General features: G+C 67.5%; 17 protein-coding genes and 1 tRNA gene. 8 read left to right on the top strand and 10 right to left on the bottom strand.

Translation table 11 applies throughout. The annotated features are described in order from the left end of the window. Positions 1 to 28 precede the first annotated feature (28 nt). The 4 genes from AC0IX4_RS01215 to AC0IX4_RS01200 are packed head-to-tail and all read left to right on the top strand — an operon-like array spanning position 29 to position 5,417. A complete protein-coding gene (locus AC0IX4_RS01215) occupies positions 29 to 1,066 on the top strand; it encodes an ABC transporter substrate-binding protein (RefSeq protein ID WP_471827749.1) in 1,038 nt (345 codons plus the stop codon). 49 nt (positions 1,067 to 1,115) lie between these two features. Further along, positions 1,116 to 2,717, top strand: a complete 1,602-nt coding sequence (locus AC0IX4_RS01210) for an MFS transporter (RefSeq protein WP_471827748.1) — start codon at positions 1,116 to 1,118, stop codon at positions 2,715 to 2,717. Then, entirely contained in the window at positions 2,714 to 4,645 is a 1,932-nt protein-coding gene (locus AC0IX4_RS01205) for an oxidoreductase (RefSeq protein WP_471827747.1), read from the top strand. The genes AC0IX4_RS01210 and AC0IX4_RS01205 overlap by 4 nt, the downstream gene beginning before the upstream one ends. Before the next feature lie 58 nt (positions 4,646 to 4,703). Then, positions 4,704 to 5,417 (top strand): alpha/beta fold hydrolase, encoded by a 714-nt coding sequence (locus AC0IX4_RS01200; RefSeq protein WP_471827746.1) that lies wholly within the window; start codon positions 4,704 to 4,706, stop codon positions 5,415 to 5,417. Between the two features lie 24 nt (positions 5,418 to 5,441). Here the strand turns inward: AC0IX4_RS01200 and AC0IX4_RS01195 are convergent, their stop codons facing one another. Both AC0IX4_RS01195 and AC0IX4_RS01190 read right to left on the bottom strand, forming a co-directional pair. Continuing rightward, positions 5,442 to 6,476: a zinc-binding dehydrogenase gene (locus AC0IX4_RS01195; RefSeq protein ID WP_471827745.1), complete on the bottom strand. Its 1,035-nt coding sequence runs from the start codon at positions 6,474 to 6,476 to the stop codon at positions 5,442 to 5,444. Continuing rightward, positions 6,473 to 6,763, bottom strand: coding sequence for a helix-turn-helix domain-containing protein (locus AC0IX4_RS01190; RefSeq protein WP_056446392.1), 291 nt, complete (start codon positions 6,761 to 6,763; stop codon positions 6,473 to 6,475). Before AC0IX4_RS01190 ends, AC0IX4_RS01195 begins: the two co-directional genes overlap by 4 nt. 122 nt (positions 6,764 to 6,885) lie before the next feature. Here AC0IX4_RS01190 and AC0IX4_RS01185 point away from each other — a divergent pair, with 122 nt between their 5' ends. The 3 genes from AC0IX4_RS01185 to AC0IX4_RS01175 are packed head-to-tail and all read left to right on the top strand — an operon-like array spanning position 6,886 to position 10,470. Next, a complete protein-coding gene (locus tag AC0IX4_RS01185) occupies positions 6,886 to 8,094 on the top strand; it encodes an acyl-CoA dehydrogenase family protein (protein WP_471827744.1) in 1,209 nt (402 codons plus the stop codon). A gap of 17 nt (positions 8,095 to 8,111) precedes the next feature. Further along, complete coding sequence (locus AC0IX4_RS01180) at positions 8,112 to 9,110, top strand: phosphotransferase family protein (RefSeq protein WP_471828321.1); 999 nt, start codon at positions 8,112 to 8,114, stop codon at positions 9,108 to 9,110. A 37-nt stretch (positions 9,111 to 9,147) separates the two neighbouring features. After that, positions 9,148 to 10,470, top strand: coding sequence for an FAD-binding protein (locus tag AC0IX4_RS01175; protein ID WP_471827743.1), 1,323 nt, complete (start codon positions 9,148 to 9,150; stop codon positions 10,468 to 10,470). A gap of 149 nt (positions 10,471 to 10,619) precedes the next feature. On the opposite strand, the gene AC0IX4_RS01170 is transcribed toward AC0IX4_RS01175, so the two are convergent. The 7 genes from AC0IX4_RS01170 to AC0IX4_RS01140 form a co-directional block, all read right to left on the bottom strand. Next, positions 10,620 to 10,692, bottom strand: a tRNA-Thr gene (locus AC0IX4_RS01170). Between the two features lie 62 nt (positions 10,693 to 10,754). Further along, positions 10,755 to 11,942 carry a DNA polymerase III subunit delta' gene (locus tag AC0IX4_RS01165; RefSeq protein WP_471827742.1) on the bottom strand — a complete coding sequence of 396 codons (1,188 nt, stop codon included), beginning with the start codon at positions 11,940 to 11,942 and terminating at the stop codon, positions 10,755 to 10,757. 10 nt (positions 11,943 to 11,952) lie between these two features. Further along, the gene (locus AC0IX4_RS01160; RefSeq protein WP_471827741.1) at positions 11,953 to 12,906 is read right to left on the bottom strand and encodes a DUF808 domain-containing protein; all 954 of its coding nucleotides are present in this window, start codon (positions 12,904 to 12,906) and stop codon (positions 11,953 to 11,955) included. 189 nt (positions 12,907 to 13,095) lie between these two features. Continuing rightward, positions 13,096 to 13,647, bottom strand: a complete 552-nt coding sequence (locus tag AC0IX4_RS01155) for a mycothiol transferase (protein ID WP_471827740.1) — start codon at positions 13,645 to 13,647, stop codon at positions 13,096 to 13,098. Positions 13,648 to 13,709: 62 nt separating this feature from the next. After that, positions 13,710 to 16,658 carry a type I DNA topoisomerase gene (gene topA, locus AC0IX4_RS01150; protein WP_471827739.1) on the bottom strand — a complete coding sequence of 983 codons (2,949 nt, stop codon included), beginning with the start codon at positions 16,656 to 16,658 and terminating at the stop codon, positions 13,710 to 13,712. 144 nt (positions 16,659 to 16,802) lie between these two features. Next, positions 16,803 to 17,390: a hypothetical protein gene (locus tag AC0IX4_RS01145; protein WP_042575755.1), complete on the bottom strand. Its 588-nt coding sequence runs from the start codon at positions 17,388 to 17,390 to the stop codon at positions 16,803 to 16,805. A gap of 129 nt (positions 17,391 to 17,519) precedes the next feature. Further along, the gene (locus tag AC0IX4_RS01140) at positions 17,520 to 17,723 is read right to left on the bottom strand and encodes a cold-shock protein (protein ID WP_005248460.1); all 204 of its coding nucleotides are present in this window, start codon (positions 17,721 to 17,723) and stop codon (positions 17,520 to 17,522) included. A gap of 313 nt (positions 17,724 to 18,036) precedes the next feature. On the opposite strand from AC0IX4_RS01140, the gene AC0IX4_RS01135 reads away from it, so the two are divergent. Further along, entirely contained in the window at positions 18,037 to 20,331 is a 2,295-nt protein-coding gene (locus tag AC0IX4_RS01135; protein WP_471828320.1) for a DEAD/DEAH box helicase, read from the top strand. Here AC0IX4_RS01135 and AC0IX4_RS01130 read toward each other — a convergent pair. Continuing rightward, positions 20,328 to 21,665: a cytochrome P450 gene (locus AC0IX4_RS01130; RefSeq protein WP_471827738.1), complete on the bottom strand. Its 1,338-nt coding sequence runs from the start codon at positions 21,663 to 21,665 to the stop codon at positions 20,328 to 20,330. The genes AC0IX4_RS01135 and AC0IX4_RS01130 overlap by 4 nt on opposite strands. Between the last annotated feature and the right edge of the window lie 71 nt (positions 21,666 to 21,736).

Here is a 21,736-nt window from a genome sequence, read left to right as displayed (position 1 = left end):
CGTCGACCAGAACTGACAGGAGACCCGCATGAGAAGGTGTTTTCGTACGCTCGCGGCACTGACATCGGCAGCTGCAGTCGGGTTGTCGGCGGCCTGCAGCGGTGGGGCGTCAGCGTCCGGACCGGTGTCGGGCACCTGGGACGAGGTGATCGCCGCAGCGAAGGACGAGGGATCCGTCTACCTGTACTCGTCGCAACATCCCGAGAACCTCGCCTCGGTGAAAGCCGGATTCGAAGCGAAGTATCCCGGCATCATGCTGGAGTTCACGCGGGGTTCCGACGTCGAGCTGAACCCCCGCGTGGACGCGGAGCACAAGTCCGGACGCGGGATCGGTGACGTCCACATGACCACCGACCCCGCGTGGATCCGCGCGGCCGCCGACTCGGGCGAGTACTCGGTGAACATCATCGGACCCTCGTTCGACAACCCCGACTACGGTCGAGACACCAGCGTCCTGAACGACAAGCTTTTCCTCACCAGCGCCGCCGTTCTGGGGCTCGGCTGGAACACCACCGCGTTGCCGGACGGTCTCGACAGTCCGCAGGATCTGTTGTCACCGGACCTGCGCGGCCGTATCGGCGTCGTGAATCCGGCGGGCTTCGCCGCCGTGACCGACCAGTTCCGGTTCTTCGACCGGAACTGGTCACCCGACTACACCGACGAACTCGCGCAGAACGAGCCACGTGTCTATCCCGGCGTTCTGGCCGTCGCGCAGGGCCTCGGGTCCGGAGAAATAATCGCCACGCCGATGGTCCAACCCCTCGTGCGCGAGCAGGAGTCCGGCGCACCCGTCGGGTGGTTCAGGCCGGACCCGGCGTGGGGCGCCCCGTACTACTCGCATGTTCTCGCGTCCGCACCGCATCCGAATGCAGCGCAACTTCTCGCCGACTTCCTCATCTCCCCCGAGGGCCAGCAGGCGTTGTCCAAGGGGTATGCGAGTGTGCTGCCGAACATCCCGGAGGCGGTCGGGCGCGCACAGGACATCGCACTGACCGACCCCGCGGACCTCGACCCTGCAGCGGTCACCGAGTACCAAGCGGAGTGGGAACAGCGTTTCATCCGGTGACGTCGGGCTTCATCCGGTGATGCCGGCGGACGGCGAAGGGGCACGGGCCATGACACGACCACCGACCGTCACACTCCTGACGCCGTTGCGTGTGCACCGATTACGCATGATGTTGGGTTTCGAACTCGGCGCTGCGATCGGGATCTGGATCCTGGTTCTCGCGGTGCAGTGGACCATGACGCAAGCGGGAGAATCTGCGTTCGCAGTGTCGGCCGTCCAGTTCGCCGCCAGCCTGCCGTTCTTTCTGCTCTCTCTCCCCCTCGGCGCCGTCGCGGAGCACGCCGGCCATCGAACTCTGTTGACCGGCACGGCGATCGGTCTACTGATCACGTCGGCAGTGCTCACGGCGCTCCAGGCCCTCGACCTCGCGACGACGCCGGTTCTGATGGCGGCCGTGTTCCTGTCGGGGTGCGGTCTGGCGTCGGTGGCGATCGTCTGGCAATCGCTGCTGCCGACGCTGGCAACCCGCGAGATGATGACCGTCGTGCCCGCGATCGACGGTGCCATCTTCAACGGTGCGCGCGCCATCGGTCCGGTACTCGGCGGAGCGCTCCTGGCCGCATGGGGCGCTACCTCGACCTTCGGCCTCGTCACGGTCGTGTTCGCGATCTGCGTCGTCCTGGCCGCCAGTCAGATCCCGCCCCGGTCCGGGCGAGTCCCCAGGACCGAGTCGGTTCTCGAATCGGTGGCGACGAGTCTGCGGTTCATCCGTCACTCGCGTTGGACGCGGAGGTTGTTGTTCCGTGTCGTGATGTTCGGCCTGCCGGCGAGTTGCCTGTGGGCCCTGCTGCCGGTCGTGGCGTACGAGATGCTTCACGTGACGACGTTCGAGTTCGGAGTGTTGTCCGGAGCGATCGGTGTCGGCGCGGTGGCGGGCACCATCGCCTCGATGCCTCTGCGAAGCCGCCTGAGCTGGAACGTGTTCGCGGCCCTGGGCTCTGCCGCGTATGCACTGGTTCTGCTGGGTCTCGCCGTCGTGGCGTGGATGCCCGTCGTGGTCGCTCTGTTGGTGATCGTCGGCGCGGCCTGGGTGGGCGTGCAGAGTACGTGGATGATCGCGACGCACGCGGTCATGCCACCCTGGATCAAAGCTCGAGTGATCGCCGTCGTGATGCTGACGTTCCAGGGCAGCCAAGCAGTCGGTGCCCTTCTGTGGGGATTTCTCGCCGACACGATGGGTCTCGTCTCCGCGGTCGTAGCATCCGCCATCGCGATGTCGGTGTCGTCGATCGGACTACTGCGCCGAGGCATTCTGCCCAGCGATTCGATCGCGCCCGATCCGTCCGGTGCCGCCGGCCCTCCCGAACTCGAACCGCATCATCGTGGAGCGACGATCGTCGTCGAGACGACGTACGCGGTCCTCCCGCAACGGGCGGACCACTTCGTCCACGCCATGACTCGTCTGAGGTCGTCGCGCCTGCGCCTCGGCGCATCGCGGTGGGCGCTGACCAGGGTGAGCGACTCCGCCTCCACGTACGTCGAATTCTGCACCTTTCGGAACTGGGCCGAGTATTCCGCCCAGGAGACCGTCCGTCTCACCGTTCCGGAACGGCTCGTCCGAACGGACCTCGCGCTCGACCTGGCGGAGGAACCGCGTGTTCGAGTTCTCGTCCGCCCCCGAACACCCGCCGACAGAACCGAGTCCACATGAACGATCACTTCCCCCACCTGTTCTCACCGATCCGGATCGGCGGACTCACGCTGAAGAACAGGCTGGTCGCACTCCCGGCGGGCACGTCGATGGCGGTCGACGGTGTGCCCACCCACGGGGACACCGAGCACGTCGAGCGTCTGGCCGCGGGTGGGGTGGGCTTGATCATCGGGGGTGCCACGGTCGTGCACCCGACGACGACTCTGCGATCGCGCAAGCTGATCGAGGCCTACCGTGTCGAGGTCATTCCGAGCACAGCGGCCAAAGTGTCTGCCGCGCATCGCCACGACGCACGATTCATCGGCCAACTCTGCCATCTCGGACGTGAGTTCATCGGCGGCGAATCGGATGCGCCACCCTCCGCGCCCTCGGCGATCAAGACCGCGCGCGACGCCTACCCACCCCACGAACTGTCGGTCGCGGAGATCGAGGATATCGTCGAGGGTTGGCGCACGTCGACGCGAAACCTGGTGCGAGCAGGTGTCGACGGGGTGGAGCTCCACGCTGCGCACGGGTATCTCCCCGCTCAGTTCATGTCCCCGCTCACGAACCGACGGACGGACGATTTCGGCGGCTCGTTCGACGGCCGAATGCGCTTCACCCGCTTGGTGATCGAGGCGATGCGGTCGGAGATGCCCGCAGGGCTCGCGCTCGGAGTGAGGCTGAGCGGGGAGGAGGAGATCCCCGGCGGAATGACGATCGACGACTGCGTTCGCATCGCCGAGAACGTGGCCGCGGTCGGCGTCGACTACTTCAGCATCACCCACGGCACCCGCGGGAAGTACATCAAGGATTCCACCGGCGCGGACGCGGTCGCGATCCCGTCGGCTGCGAGGGTCCGATCGGCGACCGGGACACCGACTCTCGTCGGACAGCGTATTCGCGATGCGGGCGTTGCGGACCACGCCATCAAGACCGGACAGGTGGACATGGTCGGCATGGCGCGGGCGCTGATAGCGGACCCCGAACTGCCGAACAAGTCCCGAACCGGTCGCCTCGACGAGATACGCGGCTGCCTCGGCGTCAACCAGGACTGCAGGGCCTTCGACCCGCATCTGCACTGCGCGGTCAATGCCGAGATCGGGCGCGGTCGACACGTCGACGTCGGTCGACGAGCCCGCGCGACGAAGGACGTCATCGTGATCGGCGGCGGCCCCGCCGGCCTGGAAGCCGCTCGCGTGGCCGCAGGGAGGGGCCACCGCGTCACCGTGTTCGAGAAGAGCAGTGCCCTCGGAGGATCCGTACGCGTCGCTGCCTCGGCGCCCCATCGCGCGACGCTCATCGACATCGTCGACTATCTGGAACGTGAGATGCGTCGGCTGAAGGTCGAGGTTCACCTGTCGGCCGGAATCGGCGAGGACGACCTGGACGAGATTCGCTCCGCGTCGGACCACATCGTGGTGGCGACAGGATCGCGTCCCGCGGACGTGACCCCGTCCCTCCGGACGCGGACCGCCTACAGCGTCGACGACGTTCTGCTCGGCCGCGTATCGAGCGATGCGGGCAGGGTGGTGGTGTTCGACGACGGTGACGGCTTCTGGCCGGCGTACAGCGCAGCCGAAGCACTCGTGCAGCGTGGATGGGAGGTCACCGTGGCCACGACGCTCACGGCTCTCGCGTCCCGAATCCCCACCGAGAGTGCAGGACCGCTGCTCGATCGACTGGGTGACGCAGGGGTCGACTTCAAGATCGCGCACGCCCTTCACGTCCCCGACGACCCGGCAGATCCGGTGACCCTGCGCCCGGTCTTCGGGACGGGCGACCTGCCCTACGAGGACGCCGCCATCGTGTGGCACCAGCCGCGAGTGGCACTGTCGTCGTTCGGACTCGACTCGAGCTCCACCGTCAGCGTCATAGGAGATTGCGTCACACCACGGCGCATCGGTCACGCGATCGCAGAGGGATATCGAACAGGCGCAGAAATCTAGAACTCCGATGCCGCTGAACCACACCAGCGGCACATCACGAAAGAAATGGAGACACATCATGTCGTTCGTACTCGTGCACGGTGCCGGAATGGGCGCGTCGTGTTGGGACCGCCTCGTACCGCGGTTGACCGGTCGCGTGGTCGCGGTCGACCTTCCCGGCCGCGGTGAACGCGCAGACATCGACCTGCGCACCGTCACCCTGGAGGACTGCGCCGACGCAATCGTCGCGGACGTGGAGCGTGAGGATGTCACCGACATCGTGCTGGTGGCCCACTCGTTCGCCGGAGTGTCGGTCCCGCGCGTTCTCGACAGGCTGCAGGACCGTGTCCGGCACGTGGTCTTCCTGGCCGCGGTAGTCCCGCCGGACGGAACGGCGCTGATCGACGGGATCGATCCTGCGGTTCGCGACATCGTGAAGGCGTCCATCGTGGACGGCAGATACGTCCAGGGCCCCGAGGGGGCACAGGCCATGTTGTGCAACGACATGGACGACGAGCAGACCGCGTGGACTCTCGAGCAGCTCGTCGACGACTCCGGCGCGCTGCTCACCGAGACCGTCGATCTCTCCGGCCTCCAGGTCGACGTCCCCCGCACCTACATCCGGACGGCGAGGGACACGTGCTACCCGCCGGAACTGCAGGAAGCCTCGTCCGCACTGGTCCGCGCCGGAGCCGGGTCGGGGCACGTCGTGCACATGGACTCCGGACACATGCCGATGATCAGCGCCCCCGACCGCCTCGCAACGCTGCTCGAATCCCTCTCCGCCGACTGAGTTCCGACGGTGACGCCCGCGAGGTCATCCCAGTCGGACGAGCGTCTTACCGATGTTCTCCCCTGCCAGCATCGAGACCAGTGCGGCCGGGGCCGAATCGAGCCCGTCGAATACCCATTCGTCGTACCCGAGACGGCCCGCGTCGATGAGGGAGGTGATCTCCGCGCGCATGTCGGCTTCGAGGTGCAGGAACGATCCGGCCCGGTACCCCCGCATCGACAGATTCTTCGACACGAACTGGAACAGGTTGCCGGGAAGACTCGGCGCGTCGGCCGCGTCGTACTGGGACATCTGGCCGCACATCGCGATACGTCCGTTCGGTCGGAGTGCGTCGATCGCTGCAGTCAGGTGATCACCGCCGACACAGTCGAAGTACGCGTCGATGCCGTCCGGCGCCGCGGCGGCCACCGCCGCGGGCAGAGATTCGTGATGATCGAAGGCGTCCGCCAGGCCGGACGCTCGCAGATGGGCCACCTTGGCCGCGGACCCTGCCGATCCGATGACGGTGGCCCCTCGTGCCACCGCGAGTCCCGCCGCGAGCCCACCGACCGCACCGGCAGCGGACGACACCCACACCGTGTCCGCGGGCCCCACGTCGAGGATGCCGATCATCCCCGCGTACGCGGTGAGGCCGGAACTGCCCAGGGGCCCGAGGAACCACTGTTCGGGCAGACCGCCCGGACGGACGACGGTGGGCGACCCGTAGCCGCCGATCGTCGCGGTGTCGGCCGAGATGAGGGCGTGTTCGCGGAAACCCAGTGTGTGAGTGACGATGTCACCGACAGCGAAAGCGGAGCTTTCCGATCGTTCGACGACGCCGAGAGCGAGACCTTCCAGTGCCTGCCCCGGTGCGAAGGGCGGTAGATAACCTCCCGGCGTCTGCCTCGACAGCCGGATGCGGATCGACGGATCGATCGAGAGCCACGTGTTGCGGACGAGCACGTCGCCGGAACGGAGCTCGGGCACCGGCGCCTCCACCACCTCGAGGTCACCACTCGTCAGTGCGCCGTTCGGCCACGAACGCAACACGACGTGACGGGTCGAGGTCACCCCGATCATGCCGCACCGACCGCGCTCGGGGTCATCCCGGTCCACCGCCGGAAGGCGCGCCGGAACGCCCGCGGTTCCGAGTAGCCCAATCGGGCCGACACGATGTCCAGGGCCTCGCCGCGCCGAAGCGCCTCCACCGCGCGGGCGGCGTCGTGTCGAGCACGCAGAGCACCCAGAGTTGTCGACTCACCGGCGAGCAGGCGCCGTAGGTGCGGCTCGCTGATGTGGAGAGCGCGGGCCACCGCGGTGGTGCTCGGCAGGGGTCCGCGGCCACAGGATGCGAACTCGTCGAGCACCCTGAGTGATACCGGCCGCGCGTCGTGGACGGCCGTTCGGTCACCACACACCATCGAAACCCCTTTTCCTCTAACTGAAGTCAGTTCATGTTAACCTGATCGTCGACCCGAAGGGAACCACCATGGCGATCGATCTGACCTACGACCCCGTCGTCCGCGAGTGGATCGAGCGCACCCGCACGTTCACCCGCGAGCACGTCCTGCCCATCGAGGACAAGTTCCTCGGTGACGTGACCGCCGCGGGCGGCGATGACCTACGCCGGAAACTGCAGGCCGCGGCGAAGGACGCAGCAGTCTTCGCTCCCCACGCGCCCCGCGAGTACGGCGGCGGCGGACTGTCCATGAGCGACCGGGCGCCGGTGTTCGAAGAAGCCGGGTACTCCCTCTTCGGACCGATCGCGACGAACATCGGCGCCCCCGACGAAGGCAACGTCCACCTGCTCGCCCACGTCGCCTCCCCCGCCCAGAAGGAACAGTTCCTCGCCCCCCTCGCCCGCGGCGACGTGCGGTCCGCGTTCGCGATGACCGAACCCGCCCCCGGCGCCGGCTCGGACCCCTCCGCCCTCACCACCACCGCCACCCGCACCGACGGCGGCTGGCGCATCGACGGCCACAAATGGTTCATCACCGGCGCGGACGGCGCCGGATTCTTCATCGTCATGGCCCGCACCTCCGGCACCCCCGGCGACCGCGGCGGCGCCACGATGTTCCTCGTCCCCGCCGACACCGCCGGCCTCACCGTCGGCCGCCACATCAGCACCCTCGACCGCGCCATGATCGGCGGGCACTGCGAAGTCACCTTCGACCACGTCGTCGTGCCCGAGGACAACGTCCTCGGCGCCGTCGACGAAGGATTCACCTACGCCCAGGTCCGCCTCGGACCCGCCCGCATGACCCACGTCATGCGCTGGCTCGGCGCCGCCCGACGCGGACACGACGTCGCCGTCGCCCACGTCGCCCACCGTGAAGGGTTCGGGAGCCGCCTCGGCGACCTCGGCATGGTGCAGAAGATGATCGCCGACAACGAGATCGACATCGCCGCCACCCGAGCCCTGCTCGTCACCGCCTGCCACGCACTCGACCTCGGCGACCCCGCGAGCAACGAGACCTCCATCGCCAAGACCTTCGCCGCCGAAGCCATCTTCCGCATCGTCGACCGCGGCGTGCAGATGTGCGGCGGACTCGGTGTCTCCGACGACCTGCCCCTCGCCCGACTCTCCCGCGAGGTCCGCCCCTTCCGCGTCTACGACGGCCCCTCCGAAGTGCACCGGTGGGCCATCGCCAAACGCGCCGTCGGCGCCGCCCGCCGCGCCGCGAAGGCGCAGCCGTGACCACCACCCTCCCCGGCATGAACGTCGCCGCACTCGAGACGTTCCTGCGCGACAACGGCATCGACATCACCGGGCACCTGTGCGTCGATCGCATCGCAGGAGGCCGGTCCAACCTCACCTACCGCGCCCACGACGACACCACATCCTGGATCGTGCGACGCCCCCCGGTCAGCGGACTGACCCCCTCCGCCCACGACATGGCCCGCGAGTGGACCGTCACCCGCGCCCTGGCCGGCACCGACGTCCCCGTCGCCGCCACTGTCGCCTTCGACGCCGACGGCGCCACCCTCGGAGCGCCGATGACCGTCGTCGAGTTCGTCCCCGGACAGGTCGTGCGCACCCGCACCGACCTCGACGCCCTCACCGACGACGACATCGCCGGGAACACCAGCGAACTCGTCCGTGTCCTCGCCGCGCTGCACGCCGTCGACCACCACGAGGTCGGACTCGCCGACTTCGGCCGGCCCGACGGATTCACCGCCCGACAGGTCGCCACCTGGGGACGGCAATGGCACCGCGTCAAGACCCGCGACCTGAACGACATCGACCGACTCCACCGGGCCCTCACCGACGCCGTCCCCGCCCACTGCGCCGCCGCCATCGTGCACGGCGACTACCGCGTCGACAACACCATCCTCACCCACGGCGAACCCGGAACCGTTGCCGCACTCCTCGACTGGGAGATGTCCACCCTCGGTGACCCCCTCACCGACATCGCCCTCATGTGCGCCTACCGCCAACCCATGTTCGACACCGTCCTCGGCGTCGACGCCGCCTGGACCTCCCCTCGCTATCCCGACGCCGACGACCTCGCCCAGCACTACGCCGTCGCATCCGGACGCGACCTCGCCCACTGGAGCTTCTACCGCGCCCTCGCCGACTTCAAGATCGCCGTCATCGCCGAAGGCATCGCACACCGCGCCGCCACCTCCGACGACACGGACGGCACCGCCGCGGCAGCCGCCCACGCCACGGCCGAGTTCGCCGCAGCCGGGCTGAGTGCGTTCTCACGGTGACCCGCACACACCACTTCTGATCGAGAGGCCGACAGCAATGAACGACATCGAGTGCGACGTACTGGTGATCGGCGGTGGGATGGCCGGTCTGACCGCAGGAGCCCGCGCCGCGTCCGCAGGCAGATCCGTCGTCGTGGTGGAGGTCGGCGATGATGTCGGCGGATCCGCGCGCTATGCCGGATACGTGTGGACGGCACCGGATCACACCGTCATGAACGCACAGAACCCGCACGGTGACCCCGCCCTGAGACGACTGCTGGTGGACCGGTTCCAGGACGGCGTGCAGTGGTTGCGTGACACCGGCGTGGAGGTGGGCGATGCGCAGCGAATCCTGTCCTTCGGGCGAGGACACAAGTTCGACACCAACCAGTACGTCGATCTGTGCAGGCGGATCGTCCTCGAGTCCGGCGGATCGGTCCTGCTGAACACGTGCACCGAGAACCTGTCGTTCGAGAACGGCGTCGTCACCGGTGCGATGATCCGCACCGGCGCAGCGGAGCCACGGAAAGTGCGAGCGGCGCACACCGTACTCGCCACGGGCGGTTTCCAGGGGTCCGCAGCGCTGCTGGAAAAACACGTTCATCCGAACGCGGGGCGCATGCAACTGCGCTCGAACCCCCACAGCACGGGCGTGGGCCTGACACTCGCCGAGAGCGTCGGCGCTGCCGCCGGTGCGACGAACGCCGGCTTCTACGGGCACCTGATTCCCAGCGGGGTGACCCTGACGGACCCGTCCGATTTCGTCGACATGTCGCTGTACTACAGCGAACACGCGCTCCTGTTCGATCTCGACGGGACGCGCTTCGTCGACGAGACACTCGGTGATCACCTGACGACGATGGCTCTGCTCGACCGGCGAGAGGCACGCGGCCTCCTCGTGGCGGACGCTCGCGTCCACCGGGACTGGGTCCTGGCGTCGTACGTCGAGGGCGCCGTGGCCGTCGACAAGTTCGCACTGGCGAGCAAGCGCGGCGGTCGGGTCGGTCGAGCGGACACGCTGGAGGAACTCGAATACCTGCCGGAGGACTGGGGATACGACGGAGCCGCCATCGCGGCCGCGATCGCCGAGTTCAACGAGTCCACCAGGTCGGCTGAGGGCCCGACACCAGGACGAGCGCTGGATGCGAGCGCGCTGAGCGAACCCCCGTACTACGTCATCGAAGCCGTCCCGGCCGTCACCTTCCCGTTTCACGGCATCAGAGTCGACGGCGACGCCCGTGTTCTGACACCTGACGGCGAGCCGATTCCGGGCCTGCTGGCAGCTGGTTCCGACACGGGCGGCCTGTGGGACCGCGCGTACGCAGGCGGTCTGGCGGCCGCTCTGGTGCTCGGACTCGTCGCCGCGGAGACTGCCGGGTGAGTCTCTGCCTCATTCGCTCACCCCCTCGGGGCCCTCGACCCCGACGGAATCGGGCTACTCGCTACGAAACCGCACTGCACGCTGTCAGCACGTAGAAACCGAAAAAGCGGCTATGCGAATCGCATAACCGCTGATCAGATACTTCTCGGAGCCGCCTAAGAGAATCGAACTCTTGACCTTTTCATTACGAGTGAAATGCTCTACCGACTGAGCTAAGGCGGCGCGGCTCCCGAAGGAACCTTCACAAGTTTAACCGGTCCCCCCGCTCGATCCCAAAACGGGGGTCAGCGGGCCGCCGCGCCGAGGGTGGCGACCATCGCGTCGACCGCGAACTTCGGCTTCACGTTCATCGACAGCGCCTCGCGGCACACCAGGATCGCCTCGATGCACTGCAGCAAGGACTCCGGTGATGCGACGGAGGCGAGGCCGCGGGCCTGGTCCTCCATGTCGGGGTGGGTCATCGTCGATACAGCGCCGTAGGACTGTGCAAGCGCATCGCGGTAGAGACCGGCGAGGTCGATCAGCGCACGATCGAGCGAGTCGCGTCCCGTGCGGGTGCGACGGGACTTCTGGCGCTGCTCGAGCTCCTTCAGTACTCCGGCGGATCCACGGAGTGCGCCTGCCGCACCCTTTCCGGTTCCACCGGCGCCGAGCGAGGTCCGGAGCTCGTCCGTCTCCCGCTCGTCCCGCTCGGCGTTGATCTGCAACGAGTCGGCCTCCGCGGCCTTCACCAATTCTTCGACCACCGCGTACTGCGTGGCGGGACGCAAGGCGGCCTTGGCGATCCCCAGGGCGCGTTGGCGGCGATCACGGGCATCGGGATCCGTCGCCAAGCGTCGTGCCCGGCCGACATGTCCACCGCCGACGGACGCCGCCCAGAGAGCGGTCTTCTCGTCGAGTCCGTCGTTCTCCTGCAGCACACGGGCGATGTCCGCGGGCTTGGGTGTCACCAACGCCACGTGCCGACACCGCGACCGGATGGTCACGGCGATGTCCTCGGGATCCACCGACGGCGCGCACAGCAGGAAGATGGTGCGTGCTGGTGGTTCCTCGACGGCTTTGAGCAGCGCGTTGTAGGCGCGCTCACCCAGACGGTCGGCGTCCTCGATGACGACGATCTGCCACGTACCGGTCGTGGGACGACGTGCCGCCATCTGCACGACCTCACGCATCTCCTTGACCGAGATGCTCAGGCCTTGCGGAACGATCCGCCGCACATCTCCGTGCGTGCCGTGCATCGTGGTGGTGCATGCGTGGCAGTGGCCGCATCCGATGACGTCCGCGTCGGTGCACTGCAGAGCAGCGGCGAAACACACGGCTGCGATGGAGCGGCCCGATCCGGGAGGCCCGGTGAACAGCCACGAGTGAGTCATGCGGGAGCCGATGTCCCCCTCGCGAGCAGCAGCTGCCGCGTCGGAGAGTTCCGCCACGACCTCGTGCTGCCCCACCAACCGTTCGAACACACCCGCCATGGAAGCGAGCCTAGTGGCCCTGTGCGACAGCCTTGCCTCGGCGAGAGGCCAGCACCTTGGACACACCCGTCATCACCGCGACGACGATCGATCCGACCACGAACCCGATCACTGCGGACGCCAGCGTGTTGACGATCCAGGCGAGCACTCCACCGATGCCGGCGACGTCGTGGACCGCGTCCTCCATGTGGTGGACGAACTCGTAGATCGGGTGGAACCCCAGCTCGTCGATGCCGTTCAGCAGAATGTGCCCGCCGACCCACAGCATCGCGGCGGTGCCCACCACGGACAGCACGGACATGACCTTCGGCATGCCCTTCACCAGACCGCGCCCGATCGTCTGCGCGACGCCCGACGACGTGTCGGCCAAGCGGAGACCGATGTCGTCCATCTTCACGATCAGCCCGACCACGCCGTAGACGAGCACGGTGATCACCACAGCAACGACGGCCAGGATGATCAGGCGGCTCCAGAAACCCTCTGCGGCGATGGTGTCGAGCGCGATGACCATGATCTCGGCCGACAGGATCAGGTCCGTCCGCACGGCACCGGCGACGACGGTGTCCTCGTCGCGAGGTCCGTCCTCGTCGTGATCGTGCGCGCCGTGTCCGGAGATGGCGCCCCAGATCTTGTGCACCGCTTCGTAACTGAGGTAGGCGCCGCCGACCATGAGGATCGGCGTCAACAGCCACGGCAGGAACTGACTCAGCAGCAGCGCGATCGGCAGGATGATGATGAGCTTGTTGCGGAGAGAGCCGATGGCGATGCGCCGGACGATGGGCAGTTCGCGCTCCGCCGCCAGACCCCGTACGTACTGCGGAGTGACGGCAGTGTCGTCGATGACCACTCCTGCAGCCTTCGCTGTCGCCTTGCCGGTGGCAGCGCCGACGTCGTCGATGGACGCGGCGGCGAGTCGAGCGAGCGCCGCGACGTCGTCGAGCAGGGCAACAAGTCCGCCGGCCATGAGAACTCCTGAAGCGTAGGTCAGTGGTGACTGTGAGAGTACCGCCGCCGGGCGCTCCTCACCCGCGCATCCGTGCGCACACACCCTCCGCTAACCGCACACCCCCTGCAACCTGCAGCAAGATGTGTCCAGTTCCAGCAACCTGTGTGAACACCCCTTGCAGCCCGCACTCCTCGCGCTACAGGCACCTCAGAAGCTCATACCCTCACTGATCACGCCCATCGTGGTCTGCCCGTCGAGTGCCTCGCGGATGATGTCGGCGTGCCCGCTGTGGTGCGCGATCTCGCGGAGCAGGTGCAGCAAGATCCGTCGTGCGGGCCACCAGATCCGCTCGGGTGCCCACGGTGCGGTGGGCTGCGGGATCAGCTCGTCGAGGCTGCCGATCGAGGCGATGTACTGCTCCAGCGCGACGCCGGCGGAGTCGAGTTCGCTCAGCCAGTGCTCGACGGAGTCGTCCGGACCGAAGGCCAGAGCCTCACCGAGCCGCGACATGTCCATCGTCGAGTTCTCGTCGCGCGCCTCGAGCATCGCGACGTTGTCGCGGATCACCGTGGCGACGTGCTTGACGATCGCGCCGAGCGTGAACTCGCTGACCGTCGTCCTCTGTCGCGCCTGCTCGTCGGTGATTCCGCGTGCCGTGATCGCGAGCAACCCGCGCTGGTCAGCCAGGATGGTGACCAGATCGAGCTTCTCCCCCGCGACGTCGACCGACGGCCCGGAAGATGTGTACGTCCCCGCCATGATGTGCCCCTCTCCTCGTGTGTGAGGAGAACGCTAAGCGCACACGCGGACAGCCACTGTCCTCAGGACTCGGCGGGCGGCGCTTTCTTCGCAGCGGTCTTCTTGGCGGCCGCCTTCTTCGCCGGAGCCTTCTTGGCGGCGGTCTTCTTGGCCGCAGCCTTCTTCGCGGGTGCCTTCTTGGCCGGCGCCTTCTTGGTGGCCTTCTTCTTCACCGGACCACGCGCACGACGGTCGGCGAGAAGTTCCATGGCGCGCTCGTCGGTGATCGTGCCCACCTCGTCGCCCTTGCGCAGGCTGGCGTTGGCTTCACCGTCGGTGACGTACGGACCGAAACGGCCGTCCTTGATCACCATCGGCTGGCCACTGACCGTGTCCACGCCGAGCTCACGCAGTGGCGGCGTCGCCGCACCCTGACGTCCACGACGCTTGGGCTCGGAGTAGATCTTCAGCGCTTCCTCGAGAGTGACCGTGAAGATCTGGTCCTCCGTCGCCAGCGAGCGGGAGTCCGTGCCCTTCTTCAGGTACGGGCCGTAGCGGCCGTTCTGCGCGGTGATCTCTTCCTTGCTCTCCGGATCTTCGCCGACGACGCGGGGAAGGGACAGCAGCTTCAGCGCGTCTTCGAGGGTGACCGTCGCGAGGTCCATCGACTTCAGGAGCGAACCCGTCCGCGGCTTGGGTGCCGTCGACTTCTTCGCAGCCTTCTTCGCGGGGGCCTTCTTCGCCGCCTTCGTGGCGACGGCGGTGCCACCGCCACCGTCCGACGAATGCTGTTCCACCGGAACGATATCCGGGGTGGGCTCGGGCTCCTCGGGAATGATCTCGGTGACGTACGGACCGAATCGCCCTTCCTTGGCGACGATGTCGTGACCCGTCAACGGATCCTCGCCCAGCTTGCGACCCTCCTGCGGTGTCGCGAACAGCTTCTCGGCGAATTCGAGCGTGAGCTCGTCCGGTGGGAGGTCGTCGGGCAGGTTCGCGCGCTGCGAGATCGGATCGCCGTCGGGATCGTCCGGGTTCTGCACCATGCGTTCGAGGTACGGACCGTAGCGACCGACGCGGACGTGCACGTCGCGACCTTCGGAGTCGTCGAACAGGTGGATCGAGTTGATGACGCGCGCGTCGATGTCCTCGAGGTTCTGGCCGACCATCTTCTTCAGTCCGCCGGACCGTGCGACCGATCCCTCGGTGCCGTTCTCACCGCCGAAGTAGAAGGCCGACAACCAGTCTCCGCGTCGTTCGCGTCCGCCGGCGATGGCGTCGAGGTCGTCCTCCATGCCTGCGGTGAAGTCGAAGTCGACGAGTCGACCGAAGTGCGCCTCGAGCAACGCGATGACCGAGAACGCCACCCACGACGGCACCAGAGCACTGCCGCGCTTGTAGACGTACCCGCGGTCGAGGATGGTCTTGATGATCGACGAGTACGTCGACGGGCGGCCGATTCCCAGCTCTTCGAGCGTCTTGATCAACGACGCTTCGGTGAACCGTGCGGGCGGGTTGGTCGAGTGACCGTCCGGGTCCAGGCCGGTGGCCGTGACGGCCTGACCCTTCTCCAGCACCGGCAGACGCGATTCCGCGTCGTCGGACTGGCCGCCGGCCTGGTCGTCGACACTCTCGACGTAGGCCTTGAGGAAGCCGGCGAAGGTGATGGTGCGTCCGGACGCGGCGAAGGTGCATTCCTCGCCGGTACCTGCGGTCCCCGAAATGCGAAGCGACAGAGTCGTTCCGCGAGCATCGGCCATCTGGGAGGCGACGGTGCGCTGCCAGATCAGCTCGTACAGCCGGAACTCGTCGGTGTCGAGCGAGCTGTGCAGCTGGCCCGGCGTCGCGAAGGAATCACCCGCGGGGCGGATGGCCTCGTGCGCCTCCTGAGCGTTCTTGACCTTGCGGGTGTACTGCCGCGGGGTGTCGTGCACGTACTCCGGGCCGTACAGCTCGGTGGCCTGACGACGGGCCGCGTCGATCGCCGACGCCGACAGGTTCGTCGAGTCGGTACGCATGTAGGTGATGTAGCCGTTCTCGTACAGCCGCTGCGCGATGCGCATGGTGCGCTCCGAGGACATACGGAGCTTGCGCCCGGCCTCCTGCTGCAGCGTCGAGGTCATGAACGGCGGGTAGGGGCGACGCGTGTACGGCTTGGATTCGGCCGACGCGACGGTGAGGTCCACCCCGTCCAGCGCCTCCGACAGGCGACGCGCGCGCGGCTCGTCGAGGACGGTGACGCCCTCGGACTTCAGCTTTCCGTCGGCACCGAAGTCACGTCCCGATGCGACCCGGGCACCGTCGACGTTGACCAGCCGGGCACCGAAGGCACGGGGCGAGGCGTCCGCGCCGGCGTCGAGCTGCGCGGAGATGTCCCAGTACTCGGCGGAGCGGAACGCCATGCGCTCGCGTTCGCGCTGCACGATGACGCGGGTCGCCACCGACTGCACGCGGCCCGCCGACAGCTTCGGCATGACCTTCTTCCACAGCACGGGCGAGACCTCGTAGCCGTACAGGCGGTCGAGGATGCGGCGCGTCTCCTGGGCATCGACCAGGTCGGTGTCCAGTTCGCGCGTGTCGGCGGCTGCGGCGAGGATGGCGGGTTCGGTGATCTCGTGGAAGACCATCCGTCGAACCGGGATCTTGGGCTTGAGCGTCTCGAGGAGGTGCCAGGCGATGGCTTCACCCTCGCGGTCGGGGTCGGTCGCGAGGTAGAGCTCGTCGGCGTCCTTCAACAGACTCTTGAGCTCGGCGACCTTGCCCTTCTTCTCGGGGCTGACGACATAGAGGGCCTCGAAGTCGTGATCGACGTCCACGCCCAGGCGCGCCCAGGGCTCGCCCTTGTACTTGGCCGGCACGTCGGCGGCACCGCGCGGGAGGTCCCGGATGTGCCCGACCGAGGCCTCGACCACGTAGTTCTTACCCAGGTAAGGCGCAATCTTCTTGGCCTTGGTGGGTGACTCGACGATCACGAGACGACGAATTCCGGACTCGCCGGACGACGAGGCCGTCGTGTTGTCTCCTGCTGCCACCTGGTGCCGAACCTTCCTGGCCTGGTTCTATCCAGACCCGTTCACCTGCGTCGATACCCCGAGCCGTTCGAGATCGACACACTACAGAGTGACACACACGTGCAACTCACACGCGACGCCGAGCGCGAAGACCCGGCGAAACGGTCACACGAGGACGGGCCATCCGGCCGCCGCGAGTGCACCCGCAGGGGCCTCTCCGATGTTCTCGATCAACCTTCCGAGGCGACGGCGGCCGGTGATTCTGAGCGCCGGAGAAGAACTGTGTGCCCCCACGATCGTCGGGGCGATGCCGGCCCGCATCAGCGATTGCGCGAGCACCGGATGCGTGTCCGGGGCGTGCGGGTCCAACCCGAGGATGAATCGCGTTCCGTCGGCCTCCTGACGTCCGGAGGCCACGACCCACGCGCGCAGCGCCCGAGGCGCGGGAACCCAGCCCGACGGCACCGCCTTGACGGCGCCGCGGACCCAGTCCGAGGCGACGGACTTCAAGTCCGGCACAGGTTCGGTGCGTACCAGCGGACGGCCCTCGTCCGTCCGCGTGATCTCGGCGTCGAATCCGGAGGCCTCGATGACGTCGGCGACGGCGTGGGCGCGCCACTGAGCGTCCACGACCACCGAGATGCGTGCGCCGGCCGCCGAGATCACGGCCTGCCCCTGCGCGGCCAGCAGACCGGCCAGGTCGGACGCCTCGGGGGGCGTCGACTCCGCGGAGAAGAAGGACAACTGGCTCACAGTCGCGACACTAGGTCACGGACGGGCCGCGAGCGCGGTGTCTGCGTCGGAGCGTCACGGAAACGAGACGTCCCCTGCCACCGCGGAGGTGACAGGGGACGAATCAGTAGAGAGAAGTCCGATCGAGGATCAGACTGCGCGGACGCCCGTGGCCTGGGGGCCCTTGGTGCCCTGGCCGACCTCGAACTCCACGCGCTGGTTCTCCTCGAGGGTGCGGAAGCCGCTGCCCTGGATCTCGGAGTAGTGAACGAAGACGTCAGCGGAGCCGTCCTCGGGTGCGATGAAGCCGAAGCCCTTTTCGGCGTTGAACCACTTCACAGTGCCCTGTGCCATGCTTGTCTATCCTTCTTCTTGAACACCGGATTCGATGAACAGCACTTACAGTCCATCGGGCCGGTTCCGACCGCAGTGTTCTCACACCACGCTCGCAACAATTAGATCCTGCGAGCGTGAAAACGAACACAGAAGCTGCGACCGAGAGCAAGTCAACCACGTCCGACGGCATCACGACAGTCCGCACGACAACAACTTCGTAAAGATCGCGGGATGCCTGTCGGACACCCGTCCTACCATGTGTTTCGGGCACGAAACGAGGATGAGAACTGTGAGTACGACGACCGATGCACCTGCCGCTTCCTTCGGGGGCATGCTGCTCGGACGCGCACTGGCGGGGACCCCGTCCGGAGAGTCCCCGCTGACCCATGCTGCAGAGCTGCCCGGGCGCGAGTCTCGCTTCGCCCCTTGGCCACAGTGGCTCGAGCCTGCCGTCGTCGAGATCTTCCAGGACTGCGGGATTCCGCAGCCGTGGACGCACCAGGCGGACGCGGCGTCGCTCGCTCACGCGGGCCGCAACGTCGTCGTGTCGACGGGCACCGCGTCGGGCAAGTCCCTCGCCTACCGGATGCCGATCCTGAACACCCTGTCGATCGATCCGCGCGCCACCGCGCTGTACCTCGCTCCCACCAAGGCGCTGGGGGCAGACCAGCTTCGAGCGGCGATGGACATGACGGACACGCTCGCGTCCCGAGGATTCCCCGACATCTCACCGAGCGACTACGACGGTGACACGCCGCTCGAAGTACGTCAGTGGGCCCGCCAGAACTCTCGATGGATCTTCACCAACCCCGACATGCTGCACATCTCCCTACTGAAGGGACATCAGCGCTGGGCGCACTTCTTCCGCAACCTGGCGTACGTCGTGGTGGACGAATGTCATTCGTACCGCGGTGTGTTCGGGTCCAACGTGGCACTGATCCTGCGTCGGCTCCGACGGATCGCCGCGCGGTACGGCGCCCGTCCCGTCTTCGTCCTCGCCAGCGCCACCGCCTCGAATCCCGGGGCCGCCGCCGGCAGGCTGGTCGGTGCGCCGTGCGAGGAGATCACCGACGACGGGTCCCCGCACGGGCCTCGCACGGTCGCGCTGTGGGAGCCACCGCTTCTCGACATCACCGGCGAGAACGGCGCCCCGATCCGTCGGTCGGCAGGTTCCGAAGCCGCGCGCATCATGGCGGACCTGGTGGTCGAGGGGGCGCGCACGCTGACGTTCGTACGGTCACGACGCGGCGCCGAACTGACCGCACTGGGAGCTTCGCGACTCCTGGCGGAGGTCGATCCGTCTCTGCCGCAACGCATCGCCGCGTATCGCGCCGGCTACCTCGCCGAGGACCGCCGGGCACTCGAGCGGTCACTGTCCGACGGCACCCTGCTGGGTGTCGCCACGACCAACGCACTGGAACTCGGCGTCGACATCGCCGGCCTGGACGCGGTCGTCGTCGCGGGTTTCCCCGGAACGGTCGCGTCGTTCTGGCAGCAGGCGGGCAGATCGGGTCGCCGGGGTCAGGGCTCGCTGGTCATCCTCGTCGGCCGCGACGATCCCCTGGACACCTACCTGGTCCACCATCCCGCGGCTCTGCTGGACAAGCCCATCGAGGCGACGGTCACCGATCCCACCAACCCCTACGTGCTGGGCCCCCAATTGCTCTGCGCGGCCATGGAACTTCCGCTGACGGACGACGAGGTCGACGAACTCGGCGCTGCAGAAGTGGCGCAGACGCTGACGGAGCGCGGCTTGCTCCGACGTCGGCCGCACGGGTGGTACATCACGGCCGACGCGGCACCCCATGCCGCCGTGGACATTCGGGGCGGTATCGGATCACAGATCGCCATCGTCGACGGGTCGACCGGTCGGATGTTGGGCACCGTGGATGCCGGACGAGCGCCGTCCAGCACGCACCCGGGCGCGGTGCACATCCATCAGGGCGAATCGTTCGTCGTCGACACCCTGGACTTCGAGGACGGTCTGGCGGTCGTGCATCCGGAGGAACCGGAGTGGACGACCTCGGCGCGCGAGGTCACCGACATCGTCATCGAGGACACTCACGAGCATCGGCGGTACGGCGAGGTGGACGTCGCGCTGGTGCAGGTGCAGGTCAGCCATCAGGTGGTCGGTTACCTCCGTCGGCTGCCGTCGGGAGAGGTACTCGACTCGGTCGAACTCGACATGCCGATGCAGGAACTGCAGACGCGCGCAGTGATGTACACGATCACCCCGGAATTATTGGAAACCGCGGGAGTCACCGCAGAGCGCGTTCCCGGCTCGCTGCACGCGGCAGAGCACGCCGCCATCGGACTGCTGCCCTTGGTGGCGACGTGTGATCGATGGGACATCGGTGGTGTGTCCACCGCGCTTCATGCCGACACCGGCTTACCGACGGTCTTCGTCTACGACGGGTACGACGGCGGTGCGGGTTTCGCCGATCGCGGGCACGCCGTCATCGGGACGTGGCTGTCGGCGACACGAGAGGCGATCGCGTCGTGCGAGTGCGCCGCGGGGTGCCCGTCGTGTGTGCAGTCGCCCAAGTGCGGCAACGGGAACGACCCGCTGGACAAGGACGGCGCCGTGCGTGTGCTCGACGCCGTCCTCGCGTGTCTGGACGGTTAGGCCGACACGGTCGCCGGTTCACCCAGCGCGACCGGCAAGCTCCGGAAGCCGTGCAGCACACGGGTATCGCGCTTGACTCCGGTACCGGCGGATGCGAGGTGCGGGAAGCGATCGAACAATGTGCGCAATCCGACCTCGCTCTCGGCGCGGGCCAACGCTGCTCCGAGGCAGTAGTGGCGTCCGCCCGAGAACGACAGATGCTTGTTCGCATTGGAGCGGCCCACGTCGAACGTGTCGGGATCGTCGAACACCTGCGGGTCGCGGTTGCCGGCGGCCAGGACGCAGACCACCAGATCCCCCGCCTCGAGGTCCATGCCCTCCACGGACATCGGCCCCTTGGCGACCCGGGCGGTCATCTGAACGGGCGACTCGAGCCGCAGCATCTCGTCGACGGCCGTGCCCCACAGCGACGGGTCCTCCTGCAGGCGGGTGAGCTGATCCGGGTTGTTCATCAGCAGGTTGATGCCGCTGCCCAGCAAGTTGACGGTGGTCTCGAATCCGGCGGCGAGCACCAGCCCGGCGGTGGCCCGCAACTCCCTGTCGTTCAGGTGGACGCCGTCCTCGGATGCGGCGATGAGCTGACTCATCAAGTCGTCACCGGGGTTCTTCCGCAACCCGGCGATGTGGGTGGCCAGCCACTCGTCGAATCCTTGCAGTCCCTGTTCGACCTCGCGGAACTGTGACCACGTGAGTCCGACATCCAGGCTCGGCGCCGCGAGTTCACCGAACTCCAACACCCTGCCCCGGTCGCTCTCCGGCACGCCGAGAATGTCGCCGATGACGGCGACCGGCAGCTTGGCGCAGTACGACGACACGATGTCGACCGTCCCGCCACCCGTGGCGACCAACTCGTCGAGCAGAGCGTCCGCGACCTTCTGGACGTTGTCGCGCATCCCGTTCACCGCGCGTGCCGTGAACACCGACGACACCAGCTTGCGGTAGCGGGTGTGGGACGGCGGCTCGACCGACAGCAGTGACGGCGGCGCCAGCGGGTGCAGGGCGCCGGTTCGGGTGCGACGCTCGATCGCTCGCAGCGGCTTCGGCAGATTCCCGCCGACGACCACGGTGCGGTAGTCGTCCGACCGCAGCAGATCGAAGATCAGGGCGTGGTCGACGGTGAGGTAGGAGACGCGTCCCTCGACGAGCTTCCCCGTCTTACGGATCTCGTCGTAGAGGGGACCGGGGTTGGCCCGCGTGACGGGGTCCGCGATGAGCTTGGCCTGAGGGTCGCCGATCTTGATTCCGCGCTTGGCGAAGAACCGCACGACTCCGTGCACAGCGAGCCATCGCATCCTCGACCGTGCCTCGTCCTTGACGGTGTCCACTTTCGACATGCCCAACCCCCCGATACAAGTGCATCCAACGATGCGCGTAACCCCGTGTCACACGTGTGACTGATCTCATG

It is taken from the genome of Rhodococcus sp. AC861, assembly GCF_979256035.1.
Note: the sequence above shows the minus strand (reverse complement) of the source record. Positions and strands in the feature narration are given on the sequence as shown.

Coding starts and splice junctions, on each gene's coding strand:
- AC0IX4_RS01215 (WP_471827749.1), top strand. CDS start 29: ATGAGAAGGTGTTTTCGTACGCTCGCGGCACTGACATCGGCAGCTGCA.
- AC0IX4_RS01210 (WP_471827748.1), top strand. CDS start 1,116: ATGACACGACCACCGACCGTCACACTCCTGACGCCGTTGCGTGTGCAC.
- AC0IX4_RS01205 (WP_471827747.1), top strand. CDS start 2,714: ATGAACGATCACTTCCCCCACCTGTTCTCACCGATCCGGATCGGCGGA.
- AC0IX4_RS01200 (WP_471827746.1), top strand. CDS start 4,704: ATGTCGTTCGTACTCGTGCACGGTGCCGGAATGGGCGCGTCGTGTTGG.
- AC0IX4_RS01195 (WP_471827745.1), bottom strand. CDS start 6,476: ATGATCGGGGTGACCTCGACCCGTCACGTCGTGTTGCGTTCGTGGCCG.
- AC0IX4_RS01185 (WP_471827744.1), top strand. CDS start 6,886: ATGGCGATCGATCTGACCTACGACCCCGTCGTCCGCGAGTGGATCGAG.
- AC0IX4_RS01180 (WP_471828321.1), top strand. CDS start 8,112: ATGAACGTCGCCGCACTCGAGACGTTCCTGCGCGACAACGGCATCGAC.
- AC0IX4_RS01175 (WP_471827743.1), top strand. CDS start 9,148: ATGAACGACATCGAGTGCGACGTACTGGTGATCGGCGGTGGGATGGCC.
- AC0IX4_RS01165 (WP_471827742.1), bottom strand. CDS start 11,942: ATGGCGGGTGTGTTCGAACGGTTGGTGGGGCAGCACGAGGTCGTGGCG.
- AC0IX4_RS01160 (WP_471827741.1), bottom strand. CDS start 12,906: ATGGCCGGCGGACTTGTTGCCCTGCTCGACGACGTCGCGGCGCTCGCT.
- AC0IX4_RS01155 (WP_471827740.1), bottom strand. CDS start 13,647: ATGGCGGGGACGTACACATCTTCCGGGCCGTCGGTCGACGTCGCGGGG.
- AC0IX4_RS01140 (WP_005248460.1), bottom strand. CDS start 17,723: ATGGCACAGGGCACTGTGAAGTGGTTCAACGCCGAAAAGGGCTTCGGC.
- AC0IX4_RS01135 (WP_471828320.1), top strand. CDS start 18,037: ATGCTGCTCGGACGCGCACTGGCGGGGACCCCGTCCGGAGAGTCCCCG.
- AC0IX4_RS01130 (WP_471827738.1), bottom strand. CDS start 21,665: ATGTCGAAAGTGGACACCGTCAAGGACGAGGCACGGTCGAGGATGCGA.